The following is a 21405-nucleotide window of genomic DNA, read 5'->3' on the forward strand; positions in this document are numbered from 1 at the left end:
GCCGCGGATTGTAAAGTTTCCTCTGTGGTCGCACCAGCGTAAATAACCCGGATTTCAGTCATTTTATTGAAAAATAAAATATATTTCTTTACCTTCCCCTGACAAAGCCGAAGGAATATCAAAAAAAAGCTAGATTTCACTTTGCCCGTTACCCGTTTGTCCTGGATAATGCGCCGCGTTCATGTCCTCAAAATGGCGTAACGTCCTATGCTACATTTGTTTGCTGGCCTGGATTTACATACCGGGCTTTTACTCTTGCTTGCTCTGATTTTTGTATTGTTTTACGAAGCGATCAACGGCTTCCACGACACTGCAAACGCAGTTGCAACAGTTATTTACACTCGCGCAATGCGATCGCAAGTCGCGGTCGTTATGGCGGCGGTATTTAACTTTTTTGGTGTCCTCCTGGGCGGACTGAGCGTTGCTTATGCCATCGTGCATATGCTGCCAACGGATCTGCTACTTAACGTTAGTTCTGGCCATGGCCTTGCTATGGTGTTCTCAATGCTGCTTGCTGCAATTATCTGGAACCTCGGTACCTGGTATTTCGGCCTGCCTGCATCCAGTTCTCACACCCTCATCGGCGCGATTATCGGTATCGGGTTAACCAATGCCCTGATGACCGGTACATCGGTTGTTGATGCGTTAAACATCCCGAAAGTGTTGGGGATCTTTGCCTCACTCATCGTTTCCCCTATCGTGGGTCTGGTGGTTGCAGGTGGATTGATTTTCATTCTGCGTCGTTACTGGAGCAATACTAAAAAACGCTCCCGTATTCACCTGACGCCGGCTGAGCGTGAAAAGAAAGATGGCAAGAAAAAGCCACCTTTCTGGACACGGATTGCTCTGATCCTTTCCGCTATCGGCGTGTCGTTCTCACACGGCGCGAACGACGGTCAGAAAGGCATTGGTCTGGTCATGCTGGTGCTGATTGGTGTCGCTCCGGCGGGGTTCGTGGTCAACATGAATGCCTCCGGTTACGAAATCACCCGTACGCGTGATGCGGTGAACAACGTCGAAATTTACTTCCAGCAGCACCCTGAGCTGTTGAAGAAAGCGACCGGCGTTGACCAGTTGATCCCGTCTCCTGACGCGGGCGCAACGACCACACCGACGGAGTTCCACTGCCACCCGGCGAATGCAATTAACGCGCTGGAACGTGCGAAAGGCATACTGGGTGATATCGAAAGTTATGACAAACTTTCCGTTGAACAGCGCGGTCAGCTGCGTCGTATTATGCTTTGCATCTCTGATGTAACGGATAAAGTCGCGAAGCTGCCGGAAGTCAATGCAGACGACCAGCGACTGCTGAAGAAACTGAAAAGCGATATGCTCAATACCATTGAGTACGCGCCAATCTGGATCATCATGGCTGTCGCACTGGCACTGGGTATCGGTACGATGATTGGCTGGCGTCGTGTGGCGACCACCATCGGCGAGAAGATTGGTAAGAAAGGCATGACCTATGCGCAGGGTATGTCCGCGCAGATGACGGCGGCGGTCTCTATCGGTCTGGCGAGCTACACCGGTATGCCTGTTTCCACGACCCACGTACTCTCCTCTTCGGTAGCGGGTACGATGATTGTCGACGGCGGCGGTCTGCAGCGCAAAACCGTGACCAATATCCTGATGGCCTGGGTGTTTACCCTTCCGGCCTCCATCCTGCTGTCTGGCGGGTTGTACTGGATTGCACTGAAGCTGATTTAATCGGCTGAAGGCGACAAAAAAGCGGGTCAGGAAACTGACCCGCTTTTTTTTTGTGCTCAGTGCCAAATCATCAATGCAATCATACTGACCACGACCAGGCCACACAGCGCACTGGTCAGAATGAACTGACGACGCAAGCGCTCACAACGACGGATAAACTCTTCATCGTGATGGTCGCGGTAGCGCTGGTAATAGATATACCCCACCAGACGCATCTGTTTGCTGGGCTGTCCATGCGAGGTGAAGAAACCTCCACCGTCCACATACTGATAAAGCAACGGATCGCAACCACGAAGTACCACTAACAGCGCACGTAACGATGAGAAGTAGCGCGCCATATTCACTATGCAAACCACGCACAGTGCCCAAAACAATGCGACGGTGCTAATCATACATCCTCCCCGGCGTCCGCCCACGAAGCAAGGCTTCTGAGCTACCGCACCCAATGCCCTGACAGACAGTTCAGTGAAAGAATGACTCAAAAGTCGATCCGGTTCGCGTTTTAATATCCGAACGGCTCATTAAATAGTGTAGGAGATCCGTTAATTTTTTTGCCACAAGGTTAATCGTTATCAACACCAAAGCTTGAAAATTTTGTTTAACTGAGCCGTAATTAAGCATCAGACGACGGCTTTCCCTTTTAGTCATCGATAACTTAAGGAAGGAGTAACACTATGGCTTACAAACACATTCTCATCGCGGTAGACCTCTCCCCAGAGAGCAAAGTGCTGGTTGATAAAGCAGTATCCATGGCACGCCCATACAACGCGAAAGTTTCTCTTATTCACGTTGATGTGAATTACTCCGACCTCTATACCGGTCTGATCGATGTCAATCTTGGCGATATGCAAAAACGCATCTCCGAAGAGACACACCACGCACTGAGCGAGTTGTCCACCAACGCAGGCTACCCTATCACCGAAACCTTAAGCGGCAGCGGTGACCTGGGCCAGGTACTGGTTGATGCGATTAAGAAGTACGATATGGATCTGGTGGTTTGCGGTCATCATCAGGACTTCTGGAGCAAACTGATGTCCTCAGCGCGTCAGCTGATCAACACCGTTCACGTAGATATGCTGATTGTTCCACTGCGTGACGAAGAAGACGAGTAAGTCAAACATGCCCTCTCCCCAGGGAGAGGGCATGTTTGAAGACGTAAGCCGGGTAAGGCGAAGCCGCCACCCGGCTTTTTTTATTCCGGCGTACCGGAATAAATATCGAACCGGTGCCCTTTGGTCACCACCGCATTCGTCGTGGCGACGTCCGCCAGCGGTGGCGCATAGTCAGGGCGTTTCACGACGACCCGCTTTGTTGCTAACCGGCAGGCAGGCTCCAGCAAACCATCCGCGTCCAAATCCGGCCCCACCAGCGACTGAAACACACGCATCTCTTTCTTCACCAGCGCGCTTTTCTGCTTATGCGGGAACATCGGGTCAAGGTAGACCACCTGCGGGCGCGGGGTGATATCCGTCAGCGCCGTCAGGCTGGAGGCGTGGATCAACTGTAAACGCTCCTGTAGCCAGGAGCCGATTTCCGGGTCAGCGTAGCCACGCGTCAGCCCATCGTCGAGCAGCGCCGCGACCACCGGATTGCGCTCCAGCATCCGCACGCGGCAGCCCACCGACGCCAGCACAAACGCATCACGCCCCAGTCCCGCCGTCGCATCGACCACGTCCGGCAGATAGCTCCCCTTGATACCAACCGCTTTAGCGACCGCTTCGCCGCGGCCACCGCCGAATTTGCGCCGGTGCGCCATTGCCCCGCCAACAAAATCGACAAAAATCCCGCCAAGCTTCGGTTCATCGCGTTTACGTAATTCCAGATGCTCCGGTGTCATCACCAGCGCCATCAGGTTTTCTTCATCATGTTCCAGTCCCCAGCGGGTGGCCAGAACAGATAAGGCACCGTCTCCGGTGCCTGTTTCATCGACTAAGCAGATCTTCACGTAGCAATTAGCCTTTAATTCCGTAATGCTCCAGCATCGCGTCCAGCTGTGGCTCACGGCCACGGAAGCGTTTGAACAGCACCATAGGCTCTTCAGAACCACCGCGAGTCAGGATGTTGTCGAGGAACGACTGACCGGTTTCGCGGTTGAAAATCCCTTCTTCTTCGAAGCGAGAGAAGGCATCCGCCGCCAGCACGTCGGCCCACAGGTAACTGTAATAACCCGCCGCATAGCCACCTGCAAAGATATGGCTGAATGCATGCGGGAAACGGCCCCAGGTTGGCCCTGGAATAACAGCAACCTGCTTTTTAATCTCAGCCAGGGTTTCGAGGATTTTCGCCCCCTGCTCCGGGCTAAACTCGGCATGCAGGCGGAAGTCAAACAGGCCGAACTCCAGTTGACGCAGGATGAACATCGCCGCCTGGTAGTTTTTCGCCTCCAGCATTTTATCCAGCAGTGCTTTCGGCAGCGGTTCGCCAGTCTCATAGTGGCCAGAGATGAACGCCAGCGCGTCCGGCTCCCAGCACCAGTTTTCCATAAACTGGCTTGGCAGCTCGACCGCATCCCACGGTACACCGCTGATACCCGCCACGCCTGCGGTTTCGATACGGGTCAGCATATGGTGCAGACCGTGACCGAACTCGTGGAACAGGGTGATCACTTCATCGTGGGTGAACAGTGCCGGTTTGCCATTCACCGGGCGGTTGAAGTTACAGGTCAGGTAAGCAACCGGCTTTTGCAATGAACCGTCGGCTTTACGCATCTGGCCGACACAGTCATCCATCCACGCTCCGCCGCGCTTGTTCTCACGCGCATAAAGATCCAGATAGAAGCTGCCACGCAGCTCGTTTTTCTCGTCATATAACTCGAAGAAACGCACATCCGGATGCCAGACGTCGATATCAGTACGTTCTTTAGCCGTGATGCCGTAGATACGTTTCACGACTTCAAACAGGCCGTTAACGGCTTTATTTTCCGGGAAGTACGGGCGCAGCTGCTCGTCGCTGATGCTGTAAAGGTGTTGTTTCTGTTTTTCGCTGTAGTACGCGATATCCCACGGCTGCAGCTCATCCACACCGCACTCCGCTTTCGCGAAGGCACGCAGCTGGGCCAGCTCTTTTTCACCCTGCGGACGGGCACGTTTGGCAAGGTCGGTTAAGAAATCGAGCACCTGTTGTGGGTTCTCGGCCATTTTGGTGGCGAGGGATTTGAAGGCATAGCTTTCAAAGCCCAGCAGTTGTGCCAGCTCGTGACGCAGCGCGAGGATTTCTGCCATCACCGGGCTGTTGTCCCATTTGCCCGCATTCGGCCCCTGATCTGACGCACGCGTGCTGTAGGCGCGGTACATCTCTTCGCGAAGCGCCTGGTTGTCGCAGTAGGTCATCACCGGCAGATAGCTTGGGATATCCAGGGTCAGCAGGAAACCTTCCTGCTCTTTGGCCTCGGCCTGGGCTTTCGCCGCCGCCAGCGCACTTTCCGGCATACCGGCCAGCTCAGCTTCGTCGGTAATCAGTTTCGTCCAGCCCATCGTGGCATCCAGCACGTTGTTGCTGTACTGGTTGCCCAGCTCAGACAGGCGCGCCGCGATTTCACCGTAGCGGACCTGCTTCTCTTTTGGCAGGCCAATCCCGGACAGCTCAAAATCACGCAGGGCATTATCAACTGATTTTTTCTGCGCAGTATTCAGCGATGCATAGTGATCGCCATCGCGCAGGTCGCGGTAAGCTTTGTATAACCCTTCGTGTTGACCGACCCAGGTGCTGTACTCAGAGAGCAGCGGCAGAGTTTGTTCGTAGGCTTCGCGCAGTTCCGGGCTATTTTTCACCGAATTCAGGTGGCTCACCGGGGAGAAAATACGCCCCAGCACATCATCCACTTCTGCCAGCGGCTGACACAGATTTTCCCAGGTGTACGGAGCCCCCTGCTCCACCACGCTTTCTACCGCCGCACGACAGCTGGCCAGCGATTGCGTCACGGCCGGGACAACATGTTCAGGAAGGATTTTAGAAAACGGCGGCAACGAAAAAGGCGTCAGTAATGGATTGGTCATAAACGCAGTCCTGTTGAATAAGATGAATGAAGCGCGCATCCGGCGCTGGGCATATTGATTCTAGAATGGGGTTAAGTGTAGTGAATTTCAATGCTAAGCGTGGCGGAAATGCGCCCGGTGGCGCTGCGCTTACCGGGCCTACGGGTAATCTGTGCCGTTCTGCTGTAAACTGTGGCAAATCGTCATTTCAGCGGAATATCATTACCCATGCTCAGTTATCGCCACAGCTTTCACGCAGGCAACCACGCCGACGTCCTCAAACACACCGTTCAGAGCCTGATCATTGAAGCGCTCAAAGAGAAAGATAAACCTTTTCTCTATCTGGACACCCACGCGGGCGCGGGTCGTTATCAGCTGAGCGGCGAGCATGCCGAGCGTACCGGTGAGTATCTCGAAGGGATCGCCCGTATCTGGCAACAGGATGACCTGCCAGCCGAGCTGGAACCGTATATCGGCGTAGTGGAACACTTCAACCGCAGCGGCCAGTTGCGCTACTACCCAGGTTCCCCACTGATTGCGCGCCAGCTGCTGCGCGAGCAGGACAGCCTGCAACTGACCGAACTGCACCCGAGTGATTTCCCACTGTTGCGTTCTGAGTTCCAGAAAGACAGCCGTGCCCGGGTGGACAAAGCCGACGGTTACCAGCAGCTGAAAGCCAAGCTGCCGCCGGTTTCCCGTCGCGGTCTGGTGCTGATCGACCCGCCGTACGAAATCAAAACTGACTATCAGGCCGTCGTGACTGGCATCAACGAAGGCTATAAACGCTTTGCCACCGGGACCTATGCTCTGTGGTATCCGGTCGTGCTGCGCGCGCAAATCAAACGCATGATCAAAGACCTGGAAGCAACCGGCATCCGCAAAATTCTGCAGATTGAGCTGGCCGTGCGCCCGGACAGCGACCAGCGCGGCATGACCGCCTCCGGCATGATTGTCATCAACCCACCGTGGAAGCTTGAAGCGCAGATGAACAGCGTACTGCCGTGGCTGCACAAAAAACTGGTACCAACGGGTATCGGTCATGCCACCGTCAGTTGGATCGTGCCAGAGTAATCACAGCCATCGGTGGAAACTATTGATTTCAGGTATACAATCGCGGCAATTCACGATTAAGGATAAAAGCTATGACTAAGCATTATGACTACATCGCAATCGGCGGCGGCAGCGGCGGCATCGCCTCCATCAACCGTGCGGCCATGTATGGCCAGAAATGTGCGCTGATTGAAGCCAAAGAGCTGGGCGGCACCTGCGTGAACGTGGGTTGTGTACCGAAAAAAGTGATGTGGCATGCCGCGCAAATCCGTGAAGCTATTCATATGTATGGCCCGGATTATGGCTTTGACACCACCATCAATAACTTCGACTGGGACAAGCTGATCGCCAGCCGTACCGCCTATATCGACCGTATTCACACCTCGTACGACAACGTGCTGGGCAAAAATAACGTGGATGTGATCCGTGGCTTTGCCCGTTTCGTTGACGCGAAGACTGTCGAAGTGAACGGTGAGACGATCACCGCCGATCACATACTGATCGCTACCGGTGGCCGTCCGAGCCACCCGAATATTCCGGGCGTGGAATACGGTATCGACTCCGATGGTTTCTTCGAGCTGCCTGCCCTACCAAAACGCGTTGCCGTGGTTGGCGCGGGTTACATTGCCGTGGAGCTGGCCGGTGTGATTAACGGTCTGGGTGCAGAAGCGCACCTGTTCGTACGTAAACACGCCCCACTACGCAGTTTCGACCCGCTGATCGTCGACACGCTGGTCGAAGTGATGAATGCCGAAGGCCCAACCCTGCACACTCACGCCGTGCCAAAAGCGGTCGTGAAAAATGCAGACGGTAGCCTGACCCTGGAGCTGGAAGATGGCCGTAGTCAGACCGTCGATTGCCTGATCTGGGCGATTGGTCGCGAGCCTGCCAACGACAACTTCAACCTGGCCGTCACGGGCGTGAAAACCAATGACAAAGGCTATATCGTTGTCGATAAGTTCCAGAACACCAGCGTACCGGGCATTTACGCGGTAGGTGATAACACCGGTGCCGTTGAACTGACCCCGGTTGCCGTGGCAGCGGGCCGTCGTCTTTCTGAACGCCTGTTTAACAACAAGCCAAACGAGCATCTGGACTACAGCAATATCCCGACCGTGGTCTTCAGTCATCCGCCCATCGGCACTGTCGGCTTAACCGAACCGCAGGCGCGCGAACAGTATGGCGACGACCAGGTGAAAGTGTACAAATCAGCGTTCACCGCGATGTATACCGCCGTCACCTCTCACCGTCAGCCATGCCGCATGAAGCTGGTGTGCGTTGGGCCAGAAGAGAAGATTGTCGGCATCCACGGTATTGGCTTCGGCATGGACGAGATCCTGCAGGGCTTTGCCGTAGCACTGAAGATGGGCGCAACCAAGAAAGATTTCGACAACACCGTGGCGATCCACCCGACTGCGGCGGAAGAGTTTGTGACCATGCGTTAACCGCTTTTCGTTGTCTGGCGCTTCACTCAAAAAAAACTGGCCGTAACAGGCCAGTTTTTTTATAGGACTCGATAATTTAAATACAACACTTCATCATTCTGATGAATATAAAATTATCGCCACGCTTAAAAGGGATTGAGATGAAAGCGCTTATCGGTATCACCCTGCTTCTTTTCACTTTTTCAGCCTCATCATCCAATGACATCACCTTCTGGGATACCCCCCAGCACGGTGGAAACAGTTTTAACCGCCTGCCACCGACACAGGCGTATTATGAGGCGCTGCGCGGCTACGGCGCGACATGGGTTCGTCTGTCCTACGACAAATGGAAGCCAGCCGATCGTGATTTTCTCATGGGCAATGCAGACGGCTACCGCACGCTGCAAGCCGCCGATCTCGCCACCCTGAAAGCGTCCATCAGGCGGGCGCATGCCGCCGGGCTCAAGGTCGTCATTGCCCCGCTTTCCTTACCCGGTATGCGCTGGTCGCAAAATAATCATAACCAGTTCGATGACCGCATCTGGCAGGACAAAAAATACTGGCAGGAGGCGGCACTGTTCTGGCGCGATTTAGCGCTGGCGCTGAAGGACGAACCCGGCATTGTCGCCTGGAACCTGGTCAATGAACCCGCACCGGAAAAGCAAGGCAAAATTAGCGAGCAAGCCTCCGCGGAGGCGCTGAAAACCTGGTATCAACAGCAGGCAAACACGGCGCGCAACCTTCCTGAACTCTACAATCAGATTATTGCCGCCATCCGTCAGGTCGACGCGACCACGCCGATCATGGTCGACGGAGGCTGGTACGGCTCCGCACGCGGCTTTTCTGGCTGGCCTGCAGCGCTTAATGACAAACGGGTTCTGTACAGCTTCCACATGTATGAGCCGTATGAATTTACCAGCGCCCCGAATGCGCGCCGCAAAGTGCCGTATGAGTACCCCGGCATGGTCACATTTGGTGGCAAACAGGTGAAATGGGATGCGGCAGCAATAGATCGCTGGATGAGCGCCCCCTTCGTCTGGGCTAAACAACACGGCGTTCCGGCAAACCGGGTTGTCGCCGGTGAGTTTGGCTGCGTACGCACGTTGCAGGGCTGTAAGCAGTGGCTGAGCGATGTCCTGACCGTTCTCGACAAGCATAATGCGCACTGGGCTTTTTATTCCTTCAGGGAAGATGCCTGGGATGCGATGGACTATGAGCTAGGCAAAAAATCGGTTCCGTGGTCCTACTGGAAAGCCATCGACGATAACACCCCTGATACGCTTGAACGCCACTCCACTGAGGAGTTTGAACCTATCAGCAGGCGTCTAAAACAAAGCCTTTAGACGCGATGTTCACGATGCCGCTGTACCGGAAAGCATCGTGAACATACATCACTCGTTGCAAAACGAATGGTCTGAATTTTTTCTCCCGGATAGTGAGCCTCAATTCCCGTTTGTTTTTGCATATCAATGAACTATAAAAAATAACGTTCACCACGCCGCCACAGCGAAATGTGATCAAGCGCACGTTTCACTCCCCAGACACCGAAGCGAATGTCTACGCTTAACAGACACCCGGAACAACCTGTCTATACGAACACACAACCGGAGGTCTTTATCACTATGTTCAGCCAGAAACTCCACGCTGCCGAAAACATCGAATTCGGGGTTGCAGAAGAGCTGCGTTACGAAACCGATCCCTGCGAGTTGAAACTGGATGAAATGATTGAGGCGGAGCCGGAACCCGAAATGATTGAGGGGTTGCCCGCCTCGGATGCCCTGACCCCTGCCGATCGCTATCTTGAGCTGTTCGAACATGTGCAGTCCTCGCGGCTTTTTACGGATAGCAAAACCTTCCCCGACTGTGCACCGAAGAAGGATCCTCTGGATATCCTGATCCGCTACCGCAAGGTGAAACGCCACCGGGATTTTGACCTGCGCCAGTTCGTGGAGAACCACTTCTGGATGCCGGAATCACTCTCGACCGAATATGTCTCTGACCCAGGGCTGTCGCTCAGGGAGCATATTGATAGCCTGTGGCCGGTACTGACGCGTGAGCCGCAGGATCATATTCCCTGGTCATCCCTGCTACCGCTGCCACAGTCCTATATCGTCCCCGGCGGGCGCTTCAGCGAAACCTACTACTGGGACTCCTACTTCACCATGCTGGGGCTGGCGGAAAGTGGTCGGGACGATCTGCTGAAGTGTATGGCGGATAACTTCGCGTGGATGATTGAGCGCTACGGACACATCCCCAACGGTAACCGAACCTATTATCTCAGCCGTTCTCAGCCCCCGGTCTTTGCCCTGATGGTCGAGCTGTTCGAGGAGGACGGCGTGCGTGGCGCGAAACGCTATCTGGAACACCTGAAAATGGAGTACGCCTTCTGGATGGATGGCGCGGAGTCGCTGCTGCTGAACCAGGCCTATCGCCATGTGGTACGTATGCCAGACGGCTCAATGCTCAACCGCTACTGGGATGATCGTGACACACCGCGCGATGAATCCTGGATTGAGGACGTAGAGACGGCCCGCCATTCCGGTCGTCCACCGAATGAGGTCTACCGCGATCTGCGAGCTGGCGCGGCTTCCGGCTGGGATTACTCTTCCCGCTGGCTGCGCGATCCCGGTCGGCTTGCCAGCATCCGCACGACGCAGTTTATCCCCATTGATTTGAATGCATTCCTGTTCAAGCTGGAAAGCGCGATCGCCAATATTTCGGCGTCAAAAGGGGATAAAGAGACCGCTGAACAGTTCCGCCAGAAAGCAGCCGATCGACGTGCGGCGGTGAACCGCTATCTGTGGGATGAGGAGCATGGCTGCTACCGTGATTACGACTGGCGACGCGAAGAGATGGCGTTATTCTCTGCGGCCAGCATTGTGACACTGTATGTCGGTATGGCCACGCATGAGCAGGCAGAACGGCTATCTGATGCCGTTAAAGCGCGTCTGCTGACACCAGGCGGTATTATGGCAACCGAGTACGAAACCGGCGAACAGTGGGATAAACCCAATGGCTGGGCACCGCTGCAGTGGATGGCGATTCAGGGGTTCAAACAGTATGGCAACGACGCACTGGGTGATGAGATCGCCTGGAGCTGGCTCCAGACGGTGAACCTCTTCTATAAAACGCACCACAAGCTGATTGAGAAGTACCACATCGCCAGCAGTACACCACGTGAAGGCGGTGGGGGTGAGTATCCGCTACAGGATGGTTTCGGCTGGACCAATGGTGTGGTTCGACGGTTGATTGGGTTGTACGGGGAGCCTTGACCCTGACCCTCTCCCAGAGGGTCAGAACCGGGGAGAGGGGAATATTAGCGAATCACCTCATAAATGGCAGTCTGAATGGACTGCCATTTTTTCGTGGTGGCATCCGGTTGTGACTGCGCACGGCGCGTTGCCATATCGGCATCATGCTGCTGGCGCTTCACCACGGCAGGCACGGTACAAAACGCTTTCAGATACTCTTTACGTATTGCAGTCAGAGATTCACCATCAGACATGGCGTGGCCAAGCGTATTGATAAAGCGACGGCACGGCTTTTCCTCCACCATGTTTTGCCGATAGTGCAGCATCAGTTCAAGCACGTCGTCATGCTCTGCCGACATCGCCTCTTCTGTCCAGGACAGCTTCCAGTCCATCCCGCCCTGTAAAAATAGCTGCGTTATGCGGGTATCGTTGCGGTTGATGGCTGAACGGAAATTATTCTCGTCCCAGGTCACCCCCATGCGCGTCAGCGTCTCACGCGAGGAAGGTGTTTCGCGCATCTCCTGAGGCTGAGAGGTTTCTGCCGCATTCACGAGCGCTGGCTGAGGTTTACTGCTGCCGGTCACCAGCCAGAATCCCCCCACGGCAATCGCGATGATCATCACCCCAACTGCTCCCCATAACATGCCGGAAATAAGCTGCTCACGTTGTTCAGGCGTTCGGGGCGCGCGCTGGGTTGGCTTTTCAATCGTGTCGCGGACTTCAAACAGATCGCCGCCGGTAACCCGGTCCATCTTCTGCGCCTTTTCCCAGAAAGCATGCAGCTCGCTGGCATCCACCGCCATTAATCCCGCCGGGTTAATGCGCGTTCTCCCCTCTTCAAAAGCGCGCTGCACGGGGCGGGTGATCTGTGCATAGTAGTTATCCAGCAGCAGGATCTGCGCCGAACTTAACGCCTGCTGTACGGTAATACTGTTGCGGATTTGCCGGATATCATCAAGGAACGTTTGCAATGTCTTACGCGGTTCAACCAGTAATGTCAGCATTGACGGGTCGCTAAACAGTGAGGCGTAATACCGGCTAAACTCCTTTTTATCCACCAGCATCTGCGCCAGCTCACTGAACATCATGCCGCTCAGGACATCGTTGATTTCGCCAAGCTTAAGCCAGCGACGTACGCGGTCAGCGTTAAACAAAGTCTTGAGATGGTTATTCAGCCGCACCTGATCGGGCCATGCCTGCTGGATAAGCCCTTTGATCATCAGTTCAATCGCACGCACCTGCTTATGTGCCTGCTGTTGTTGGATCTCATTACCGGGAGCCAGTTCGGTGCTGTAGGTCAGGAGGGGTTGCTGCAAACGCAGGTGTTCCAGTGCGTTCACAAAGCGCATCGCCGCAATGAGCTGATTTTCACTGACATCCTGCCCGCTTTCATACTGAGGAACCCGCTGCTGCAACAGGCGTAACTGCAGGGTAAACTCCGACATCTCAGCATCATTCAGGTTAAGTTGCTTCGCAACGGCAGTCCATCCGCCCAGCCCCAGACGGGCACTGTCCAGCTGTTCCAGAAACCAGCGTGGATCTTTTCCTTCAGAAGCATGTACATTCAGAAGAAGCAGTATCTCTACAGACGCCTGGCGAATGACGGCCAGACAGTGTTCGAACTGTTCGCGAATATGATGTGATGCGCTGAGAGTCATTATTTTCCTTCAGAGACAACGAAGACATCCGGGCCCGGCACGCAGCAGCCGTTTTTCTTTTATTTATACGCAGTTAAACATACCTGACTTTCTGTTGAAATAAAGTGACAGCTCTATAATCATTGAAAATGTCTCAGGAGAATCTGAATGCCTGCCTTCACGACCACACGCCTCACCTGCTCACCGCTGCAGGAACAAGACTGGCCCTTTTTTCTGGCCTTACAGCAAGACCCGGACGTTATGCGCTTTGTCGCACAAGACCGCCCCCTGGCCGAAATCCGTGAAGCGTTCGATTCTCGTCTGATGCCGTGGACACCAGGCTGCGCGCACTGGCTCTGCCTGGTGGTACGTGATACGGCGAGCCAGACGCCGCTAGGTGTAACCGGCTATATTCACCGGGAACAGGACTGCGCTGAAGTCGGTTTCCTCTTCGCCCCGGTAGCACAGGGGAAAGGTTATGGTTTTGAATCGCTCCAGGCACTATGTGATTTCGCATTCACTCAAGGCAACATCCGACGGCTGACCGCCACCGTAACGGCAGGCAATATCGCCTCCAGACGGTTGCTGGAAAAAGCGGGTTTTCAACCTGAAGGCGAGCTGCGGGAAAACTATTACCTTGCCGGGCGCTGGCATAATGACTGGCTGTTTGGTTTGTTGAAGCACGAATACCGGATAAATATTCGCTGATCAACGGCCATTTGGCGGATATTTCTCAGACTTCGTTTCCTCTACAGTAACGTTATTAAGAGGAAATGAATATGACTGGTCATATGCTGAAGATATCTTCTGCTGCCATTGCATTAATTAAAAAACAACAAGGACTCTCCCAGGAAAAATATCGTGATGAACGGGGGGTATGGGTAATCGGATACGGCCATGTCATCCGCGAGGGGGAAATTTTTCGTGGGCTTATCACACCTGCCCAGGCTGAACACTTGTTGCACGACGATATTCAATTATGTGAGGCGCTGATCGGTGAAAATTTTCCGCAACCCCTCACCCAACAGCAATATGACTCACTGGTGTCGACGATATTCAGCTTTGGCGGCACCTCCCGTCTGCCACCAGAGCTTCTTCAGGCCATCGCCCGGGTATAGTACATCGCGGCCTGCGTTCTGTTCTTAACATCCAGGCGGCGGAAAAGGGCTTCCAGGTGCGCTTTTACCGTTGCGGCACTGATGTTCAGAATGCGCCCGATCTCTTTATTCGACTCCCCAGCCGCCAGTAACTTCAGTACCTCACGCTGGCGATCGCTCAACAAGGAGAGTTCATGCTGATATGGCTGAGACACACTTAACCATTCGCAGGGGAAACAGACCATCCCCTTTGATACAGAGCCCAACACGGCGGAGAACATCTCCGGAACCGCGTTGCGGTGGACGATTGCCCTCACGTTACGCTGCATGAGCTGCTCTACCCATCTGACCTCTTTTTTCACCAGCATCATCACCACGCGCGTGGCCGGAAAGCGATACAGGAGCGCTTCCAGCAGAGCCATGCCGTCATCCTGAATAAAGCGTCCGTCAATCATGACGATAGCGGAAGGCGATGCGGATAGCTGCTCCCACAATTCTTCAGTCTGACTTGTGCCCGTAATATTTATTTCCGGAATACATTTTTGAAGGCTACCGATCGTTCCATGAATAAATATTGACTGCCTGTCAAACATGATTACTCGCATGGTTCTTTCCTCTGAGAATAGCGAGAAAATTCTACAGAGGTACTATTTAAGAAAAAACTCAAAGAATGGGTACGTTACAATTAACCGGGTGTTATTTAAATCTGGAAGGATTTCGACATACCTGATTTGAGTATATTCTGAAGAGGCTCCCTCCCCTTCAGACCCGATATCACAGGAACATGCCGCCTGACACTTCAATACGTTGTGCATTCATCCAGCCCAGTTTATCGCTGAGCAGCGCGGCAATGGCATCACCAATGTCGTCCGGCAACCCCACACGGCCCAGAGCCGTTTGTGAGGCCAGAAGCTGGTTGAGATCCGCATTGTCACGCACGCGTCCACCGCCAAAATCGGTTTCAATCGCCCCAGGGGCAATAATATTGACGGCGATCCCGCGCGCACCCAGCTCTTTTGCCTGATAGCGGGTCAGCACTTCCATCGCCCCTTTCATCGCCGCATAGGTACCAGAGCCTGGCTGAGTAAAGCGGGTCAGACCGCTGGAAACGTTCATGATCCGTCCACCGTCGCGCAACAGCGGCAACAGACACTGCGTCAGGAAAAATGGTCCTTTGAAATGGATGTTCAGCGCGTCATCAAACTGGGCTTCCGTTGTTCCGGTATATGGCGCGTATAAACCCGTTCCTGCATTGTTCAATAAATAATCAAACGTATCACGCTGCCACAGGGCCTTCAGGGTGTCCTGTACCTGTTGGGCGAAAACATCGAAACATGAAATATCACCGACGTTAAGTTGCAATGCCGCAGCTTTAACACCTTTTCCCTGAATTTCATGCACAACATCCAGCGCTTCCTGCTGACTATTGTTATACGTCAGGATAATTCCCGTGCCGTCCGCCGCCAGCTTTAAGGCCGCATTTTTACCCAGACCACGGCTACCACCTGTCACTAATGCAATACGTTCAGTCATAAGAAACCTCAATTTGGCTGTTATGGAGATTGAGAAAGAGCTTATTAGGTGATAGAAAATCAATAAAGATAGCCATAAACGCTTCACTGTTTCATCTTGAACAACAATGAGCTTTTCCTATGGATAAAATTCACGCAATGCAGTTGTTTGTTCGGGTCGCGGAACTGGAGAGTTTTTCCCGTGCGGCGGAGACGCTGAGCCTGCCAAAAGGGAGTGTGTCACGTCAGGTTCAGGCGCTGGAAAACCGGCTGGGCACCCAGCTCTTGCACCGCACCACGCGCCGTGTCAGCCTGACGCAGGATGGTATGGTCTATTACGAACGGGCAAAAGATCTTCTGGCAAACCTCGACGAACTGGACGGTATGTTCCAGCATGATCCCTCCAGCATCAGCGGACGGTTACGCGTTGATATGCCCGTCGGCGTTGCGCGAAATTTAGTCATCCCAAAACTGCCTGCGTTTTTACAGCAGTATCCCGGGATTGAACTGGAACTCAGCAGCAGCGATCGTCTGGTGGATGTCATTCGCGAAGGTTTTGACTGCGTGGTGCGCGTGGGTACGCTGAAGGATTCGGGGCTTATCGCCCGCCCGCTGGGTAAACTGTCGGTGATTAACTGCGCCAGCCCGGATTATCTGACGCGTTTTGGTTATCCTGAAACGCTGGGCGATCTCGGTTCACACGCTGTCATCCATTACGCCGCCACGCTGGGTACCCGCCCGCAAGGCTTTGAATATTATAATGGCAGCTCAACGCAGTGGATTAAAACCGGCGGGGTATTGACGGTCAACAGCACGGAAACGTACCACGCAGCCTGCATCGCCGGGCTGGGCATTATCCAGGTACCGCGCGTTGGCGTGCGTGATTCCCTGCGGGCAAAAAAACTACAGGAGATCTTGCCGCAATATCGCGCAGAGCCGATGCCCGTCTCGCTAATTTATCCCCATCGTCGTAACCTCTCCCGCCGCGTGCATCTGTTTATGGAGTGGCTAACGGTGTTAATGAAAGCCTATGTTGATTAGGTGCAGGTTATAATTTCAAAAAGTCCTCACCAGATGAATAAGGAAACGCGTGTGACGTCGGAAAACAACCAGCAACGTCCCCCTCAGGAAATGGCCCCAGGTAAAGCCGGAAAAGCGCTTAAAACGGTCACCCGTACGGCGCAGAAAATTCAGCGTCGTCCCATGATTGCGCATCTGATACGCGCGACGGAACGTTTTAACGACCGCATGGGTAATCAGTTTGGAGCCGCTATCACCTACTTTTCATTTCTCTCCATGATCCCCATCCTGATGGTGTCATTTGCAGCCGCCGGTTTTATTCTCGCCTGGCACCCGACGCTGCTTCAGGACATCTTCGATAAAATCCTGATGAGCGTCAGCGATCCAACGCTCGCCGGCACGCTCAAAAGCACCATCAATACCGCCATTCAACAACGCACCACCGTTGGCCTGGTGGGGCTGCTGATTGCGCTCTATTCCGGTATTAACTGGATGGGCAACCTGCGCGAGGCCATTCGCGCCCAGTCGCGCGATGTGTGGGAGCGTACGCCGCAGGATCAGGAGAAAATTTGGGTTAAATATTTTCGCGACTTTGTTTCGCTGATTGGTCTGCTCATCGCGTTGATCGTGACGCTTTCGATTACCTCTGTCGCCGGCGCTGCACAACAGTTGATTATCTCCGCGCTCTGGCTCGATGACATCAAATGGCTGAAGCCTGCCTGGCACGGTATTGGACTGGCGATTTCCATCTTCGCTAACTACCTTCTGTTCTTCTGGATCTTCTGGCGTTTGCCCCACCATCGCCCGCACAGGAAGGCCCTGATCCGCGGAACGTTAATTGCAGCAATCGGTTTTGAAGTCATTAAAATCGTGATGACCTATACCCTGCCATTGCTGATTAAATCCCCTTCCGGTGCAGCCTTTGGCTCGGTGCTGGGGCTAATGGCATTCTTCTACTTCTTCGCCCGCCTGACGCTGTTCTGTGCAGCATGGATTGCGACAGCACAGTACAAAAATGACCCTCGTATGCCGGGAAAAACGCACCGGTAATGGGGCCACTGGGCTGAAAACTTCAGCCCAATTCGCTATTTCAGCATATAAATCCAGCCCGTAACTTTTATTTAACCAAAAACCAGTTTTACTATCTAATATTTAAAAATCGTGAAGCATTTCATGGAAGTGTTTTTGCTGACCTGAACATTATCCGCTTTTTGTTGCTTTTATCGTCAATTCACGACTTTGTTACAGATTGAAATGTCGCTTTTGCTGTGCGTAATATGGCTTTCGTTCGTCAAAAAATAAGAAAATATTATGCAAGCAACAGCCACCACACTCGACGCCGGAGCGGAACACGTTCCGGTAAACTCGCGCAATAAAGTCGTCGTCGCATCGCTGATTGGCACCGCCATTGAGTTCTTCGACTTTTACATTTATGCCACCGCAGCGGTCATCGTCTTCCCGCATATCTTCTTCCCGCAGGGCGATCCGACGGCGGCCACGCTACAGTCTCTGGCAACCTTTGCTATCGCTTTTGTTGCACGTCCCATTGGCTCTGCGCTGTTTGGTCACTTTGGCGATCGCATTGGGCGTAAAGTCACTCTGGTGGCGTCGCTGCTGACGATGGGGATCTCCACCGTAGCGATCGGCCTGCTGCCAACCTACGAAGCCATCGGCATTCTGGCTCCCGTACTGCTGGCGCTGGCGCGTTTTGGTCAGGGGCTGGGACTGGGCGGTGAATGGGGTGGTGCAGCGCTGCTGGCAACCGAGAACGCCCCAGCGCGCAAACGTGCGCTTTACGGTTCATTCCCGCAGTTGGGTGCGCCGATTGGCTTCTTCTTTGCGAACGGGACTTTCCTGCTGCTCTCCTGGCTGCTGACGGATGAACAGTTCATGAACTGGGGCTGGCGTATTCCGTTTATTTTCTCTGCCGTTCTGGTACTGATTGGTCTGTATGTGCGTGTTTCTCTGCACGAAACGCCGGTTTTCGCCAAAGTGGCTGCGGCGAAGAAACAGGTAAAAGTGCCGCTGGGTACTCTGCTGACCCAACACGTCCGCGTGACCGTGCTGGGCACGTTTATCATGCTGGCAACCTATACGCTGTTCTACATCATGACCGTCTACTCAATGACGTTCAGTACCGCCGCTGCGCCAGTTGGGCTGGGTCTGCCGCGTAACGAAGTACTGTGGATGCTGATGATGGCGGTTGTCGGTTTTGGTGTGATGGTGCCGATTGCCGGCCTGCTGGCGGATAAATTTGGCCGTCGCTCAAGCATGATTGTGATCACCACGCTCATCATTCTGTTCGCCCTGTTCGTCTTCCCGCCGCTGCTGGGCTCAGGTAGCCCTGCGCTGGTGATGGCATATCTGCTGATTGGTCTGAGCCTGATGGGCCTGACTTTTGGCCCAATGGGCGCGCTGCTGCCGGAGCTGTTCCCGACTGAAGTACGTTATACCGGTGCCTCTTTCTCGTATAACGTCTCTTCTATTCTGGGTGCATCCGTTGCGCCCTACATCGCGACCTGGTTACAGGCGAACTACGGTCTGTTCTACGTGGGTGTGTATCTGGCAGCAATGGCCGCGCTGACGTTGATTGCTCTGCTTCTGACACATGAAACACGGCATCAGTCGTTATAAACGCAAAACGGCAACTTCTGAGTTGCCGTTTTTTTCTTCCCGGATTACCCGTGATTCAGGTAAACGAGGCGCTGTGTCCGGTAATAGCGCGTAGAAACCACGAACTATTATGGGAAACAGCTTGTTTTACAACATGACGGTCACGCTATCCAGGGTATCCATTGGAACCGGACGCGAGAGGAAATAGCCTTGCGCAGCGGCTGCGGGCGAGTTTTGCACATCACGCCACTCTTCCAGCGTTTCAACACCTTCTACAATGACGCCCTGACAATAGCGGTTCATCAACTGTAATAACAGCATGAACAGATTTCGTCCTTCCGGGGTCTGGCGCAGCATGATAAACAGATCGCGGGCCACCTTGATGTAGTTGTAACGCACTTCGCTGAGGGCAGAGAAGTTCGCCATGCCGGTGCCAAAATCATCCAGCCACAGCGGGCCAAATTCACACATCGAGGCAAACGACGAATCCTGCGGCAGGCGGACATGCTCCACCAGCTCAAAACGCATCCACGGCAGGGTGGCGATCAGTTCCTGTAATTTCGCATTCTGGCGTAATGCCATCAGGGTCGGGCCATCCACGTTCACCGAGGCAAGGATATCGTGTCGCTCGAAAAAGGCTTGTTTCGTCAGCAGCATGCGTAACTGCTCTTCCAGCACATCCAGACGCTGGCGAACGGCAACTTCGGCAAAATAGCGATCTGGCGCGATACGCTGCGAAGGGTTCGAAGGGTGCGTAACGACCGTCAGAATTTCAATCGCCATCAGTCGACCGTCTGTGCGGTAGATCGGCTGATAGGTGTACGTTCGCTCACATTGCAGCCAGTAGCGATGCTCCTGCAAGTTCTCAATACTTGCCTCAGGCGTAGTGCTCAGCCGCTGGATAACCTGCTCTGACTTCATTTCAGATGTCCTGTTGTTGGGATAGCCTTTCTGGACTCGTCACTGGGTTATCGGCGCGATAATTGAGAACTTTATGTTCAATTCACCGGGAAAACGAAATTAAGATGACAGAAATGACCTGGAACACGCGCTGGCTCAAAAAAAATAATGGAACGTTGTTTTAATATAGTTGACCACATAATTCACTCAGCGCAGACTACTGCGAATTACTCTGTTCAGGTTCACGATTATGTCTAAAAAAATTGCCGTGATTGGCGAATGTATGATTGAGCTGTCCCAAAAGGGCACGGAAGTCAGCCGCGGTTTTGGTGGCGATACCTTAAACACCTCCGTTTATATTGCCCGTCAGGTTAACCCCGATGCACTGAGCGTGAACTACGTTACCGCGCTGGGAACGGACAGTTTCAGCCAGCAGATGCTGGGATCATGGCAGAGTGAAAATGTTCAGACCTCGCTGATTCAGCGCATGGAAAACCGTCTGCCGGGTCTGTACTACATTGAAACCGACAGCACCGGTGAGCGCACGTTCTACTACTGGCGTAACGAAGCAGCGGCCAAATACTGGCTGGAGAGCGACGCCGCAGCCGCCATCTGCGAAGAGCTGGCGACCTTTGACTATCTCTATCTGAGCGGGATTAGCCTGGCCATCCTCAGCCCGGCCAGCCGCGAAAAGCTGTTGTCGTTACTGCGTCAATGCCGCGCCAATGGTGGTAAGGTGATTTTCGATAATAACTACCGTCCGCGCCTGTGGGCGAGTCGCGAAGAGACACAGCAGGTTTATCAGCAGATGCTGCAGTGCACTGATATCGCGTTCTTAACGCTCGATGATGAAGATGCCCTGTGGGGCGAGAAACCGGTTGATGACGTTATCGCACGGACTCAGGCAGCGGGCGTCAGTGAAGTGGTGATTAAGCGCGGCGCGAATTCGTGCCTGGTCGCCATTGCGGGTGATGCTGTGATTGAGGTTCCGGCGGTGAAACTGGCCAAAGAAAAAGTGGTTGATACCACCGCAGCGGGGGATTCATTCAGCGCGGGTTACCTGGCGGTACGCCTGACGGGTGGCACGCCCGAGGCGGCGGCACAGCGTGGACACCTGACGGCCAGTACGGTGATTCAGTATCGCGGGGCGATTATTCCGCGTGAGGCGATGCCTGCTTAACGAAGGTGCGGGCTGATGCCCGCACTCTTTCCCTCTCCCAC

The 21405-nt window shown here is 53.9% G+C and carries 19 protein-coding genes; 12 read left to right on the forward strand and 7 right to left on the reverse strand.

The window, feature by feature from the left end; genetic code table 11:
- Positions 1-207: 207 nt before the first annotated feature.
- Positions 208-1707, forward strand: a complete 1500-nt coding sequence (gene pitA / locus HV318_RS12300) for an inorganic phosphate transporter PitA (RefSeq protein ID WP_182272980.1) — start codon at positions 208-210, stop codon at positions 1705-1707.
- 56 nt (positions 1708-1763) lie between these two features.
- On the opposite strand, the gene uspB is transcribed toward pitA, so the two are convergent.
- Entirely contained in the window at positions 1764-2099 is a 336-nt protein-coding gene (gene uspB / locus HV318_RS12305) for a universal stress protein UspB (protein ID WP_003861224.1), read from the reverse strand.
- 282 nt (positions 2100-2381) lie between these two features.
- On the opposite strand from uspB, the gene uspA reads away from it, so the two are divergent.
- Positions 2382-2819: a universal stress protein UspA gene (uspA, locus tag HV318_RS12310; RefSeq protein ID WP_003861223.1), complete on the forward strand. Its 438-nt coding sequence runs from the start codon at positions 2382-2384 to the stop codon at positions 2817-2819.
- Positions 2820-2899: 80 nt separating this feature from the next.
- Here uspA and rsmJ read toward each other — a convergent pair whose 3' ends face one another.
- Both rsmJ and prlC read right to left on the reverse strand, forming a co-directional pair.
- Positions 2900-3652: a 16S rRNA (guanine(1516)-N(2))-methyltransferase RsmJ gene (gene rsmJ / locus HV318_RS12315; RefSeq protein WP_182272981.1), complete on the reverse strand. Its 753-nt coding sequence runs from the start codon at positions 3650-3652 to the stop codon at positions 2900-2902.
- Between the two features lie 7 nt (positions 3653-3659).
- A complete protein-coding gene (gene prlC / locus HV318_RS12320) occupies positions 3660-5702 on the reverse strand; it encodes an oligopeptidase A (protein WP_182272982.1) in 2043 nt (680 codons plus the stop codon).
- Positions 5703-5909: 207 nt separating this feature from the next.
- Between prlC and HV318_RS12325 the strand changes: the two genes are divergently transcribed.
- The 4 genes from HV318_RS12325 (at position 5910) to treF (ending at position 11427) form a co-directional block, all read left to right on the forward strand.
- Positions 5910-6752, forward strand: a complete 843-nt coding sequence (locus HV318_RS12325; RefSeq protein WP_182272983.1) for a 23S rRNA (adenine(2030)-N(6))-methyltransferase RlmJ — start codon at positions 5910-5912, stop codon at positions 6750-6752.
- Positions 6753-6823: 71 nt separating this feature from the next.
- Positions 6824-8176, forward strand: a complete 1353-nt coding sequence (gene gorA / locus HV318_RS12330) for a glutathione-disulfide reductase (RefSeq protein ID WP_182272984.1) — start codon at positions 6824-6826, stop codon at positions 8174-8176.
- 140 nt (positions 8177-8316) lie between these two features.
- On the forward strand, positions 8317-9498 hold the full coding sequence (locus HV318_RS12335; RefSeq protein ID WP_182272985.1) for a glycoside hydrolase family 5 protein: 1182 nt from the start codon (positions 8317-8319) through the stop codon (positions 9496-9498).
- 279 nt (positions 9499-9777) lie between these two features.
- A complete protein-coding gene (treF, locus tag HV318_RS12340; RefSeq protein WP_182274590.1) occupies positions 9778-11427 on the forward strand; it encodes an alpha,alpha-trehalase in 1650 nt (549 codons plus the stop codon).
- A 44-nt stretch (positions 11428-11471) separates the two neighbouring features.
- On the opposite strand, the gene HV318_RS12345 is transcribed toward treF, so the two are convergent.
- A complete protein-coding gene (locus tag HV318_RS12345; RefSeq protein ID WP_182272986.1) occupies positions 11472-13064 on the reverse strand; it encodes an STY4199 family HEPN domain-containing protein in 1593 nt (530 codons plus the stop codon).
- Between the two features lie 147 nt (positions 13065-13211).
- Here HV318_RS12345 and HV318_RS12350 point away from each other — a divergent pair, with 147 nt between their 5' ends.
- Entirely contained in the window at positions 13212-13751 is a 540-nt protein-coding gene (locus HV318_RS12350) for a GNAT family N-acetyltransferase (protein ID WP_182272987.1), read from the forward strand.
- 71 nt (positions 13752-13822) lie between these two features.
- Complete coding sequence (locus HV318_RS12355; RefSeq protein WP_182272988.1) at positions 13823-14161, forward strand: lysozyme; 339 nt, start codon at positions 13823-13825, stop codon at positions 14159-14161.
- Here HV318_RS12355 and HV318_RS12360 read toward each other — a convergent pair.
- Positions 14140-14745: a response regulator transcription factor gene (locus HV318_RS12360; protein WP_182272989.1), complete on the reverse strand. Its 606-nt coding sequence runs from the start codon at positions 14743-14745 to the stop codon at positions 14140-14142. The two genes, HV318_RS12355 and HV318_RS12360, sit on opposite strands and share 22 nt — an antisense overlap.
- Positions 14746-14914: 169 nt before the next feature.
- Positions 14915-15673 carry an SDR family NAD(P)-dependent oxidoreductase gene (locus HV318_RS12365; protein ID WP_182272990.1) on the reverse strand — a complete coding sequence of 253 codons (759 nt, stop codon included), beginning with the start codon at positions 15671-15673 and terminating at the stop codon, positions 14915-14917.
- A gap of 119 nt (positions 15674-15792) precedes the next feature.
- Here HV318_RS12365 and HV318_RS12370 point away from each other — a divergent pair, with 119 nt between their 5' ends.
- The 3 genes from HV318_RS12370 to HV318_RS12380 all read left to right on the forward strand — a co-directional run bounded on the left by HV318_RS12370 (position 15793) and on the right by HV318_RS12380 (position 19305).
- A complete protein-coding gene (locus HV318_RS12370; RefSeq protein WP_182272991.1) occupies positions 15793-16692 on the forward strand; it encodes a LysR family transcriptional regulator in 900 nt (299 codons plus the stop codon).
- Between the two features lie 51 nt (positions 16693-16743).
- Positions 16744-17721: an inner membrane protein YhjD gene (gene yhjD / locus HV318_RS12375; protein WP_269475511.1), complete on the forward strand. Its 978-nt coding sequence runs from the start codon at positions 16744-16746 to the stop codon at positions 17719-17721.
- A gap of 261 nt (positions 17722-17982) precedes the next feature.
- Positions 17983-19305 carry an MFS transporter gene (locus tag HV318_RS12380; RefSeq protein WP_182272993.1) on the forward strand — a complete coding sequence of 441 codons (1323 nt, stop codon included), beginning with the start codon at positions 17983-17985 and terminating at the stop codon, positions 19303-19305.
- 126 nt (positions 19306-19431) lie between these two features.
- Here HV318_RS12380 and pdeH read toward each other — a convergent pair whose 3' ends face one another.
- Complete coding sequence (gene pdeH, locus HV318_RS12385; RefSeq protein ID WP_182272994.1) at positions 19432-20205, reverse strand: cyclic-guanylate-specific phosphodiesterase; 774 nt, start codon at positions 20203-20205, stop codon at positions 19432-19434.
- Between the two features lie 229 nt (positions 20206-20434).
- On the opposite strand from pdeH, the gene kdgK reads away from it, so the two are divergent.
- Positions 20435-21364, forward strand: a complete 930-nt coding sequence (gene kdgK / locus HV318_RS12390; protein WP_182272995.1) for a 2-dehydro-3-deoxygluconokinase — start codon at positions 20435-20437, stop codon at positions 21362-21364.
- Positions 21365-21405 lie beyond the last annotated feature (41 nt).

The organism is Enterobacter sp. RHBSTW-00901 (genome assembly GCF_014103115.1).
GTDB lineage: Bacteria > Pseudomonadota > Gammaproteobacteria > Enterobacterales > Enterobacteriaceae > Enterobacter > Enterobacter cloacae_P.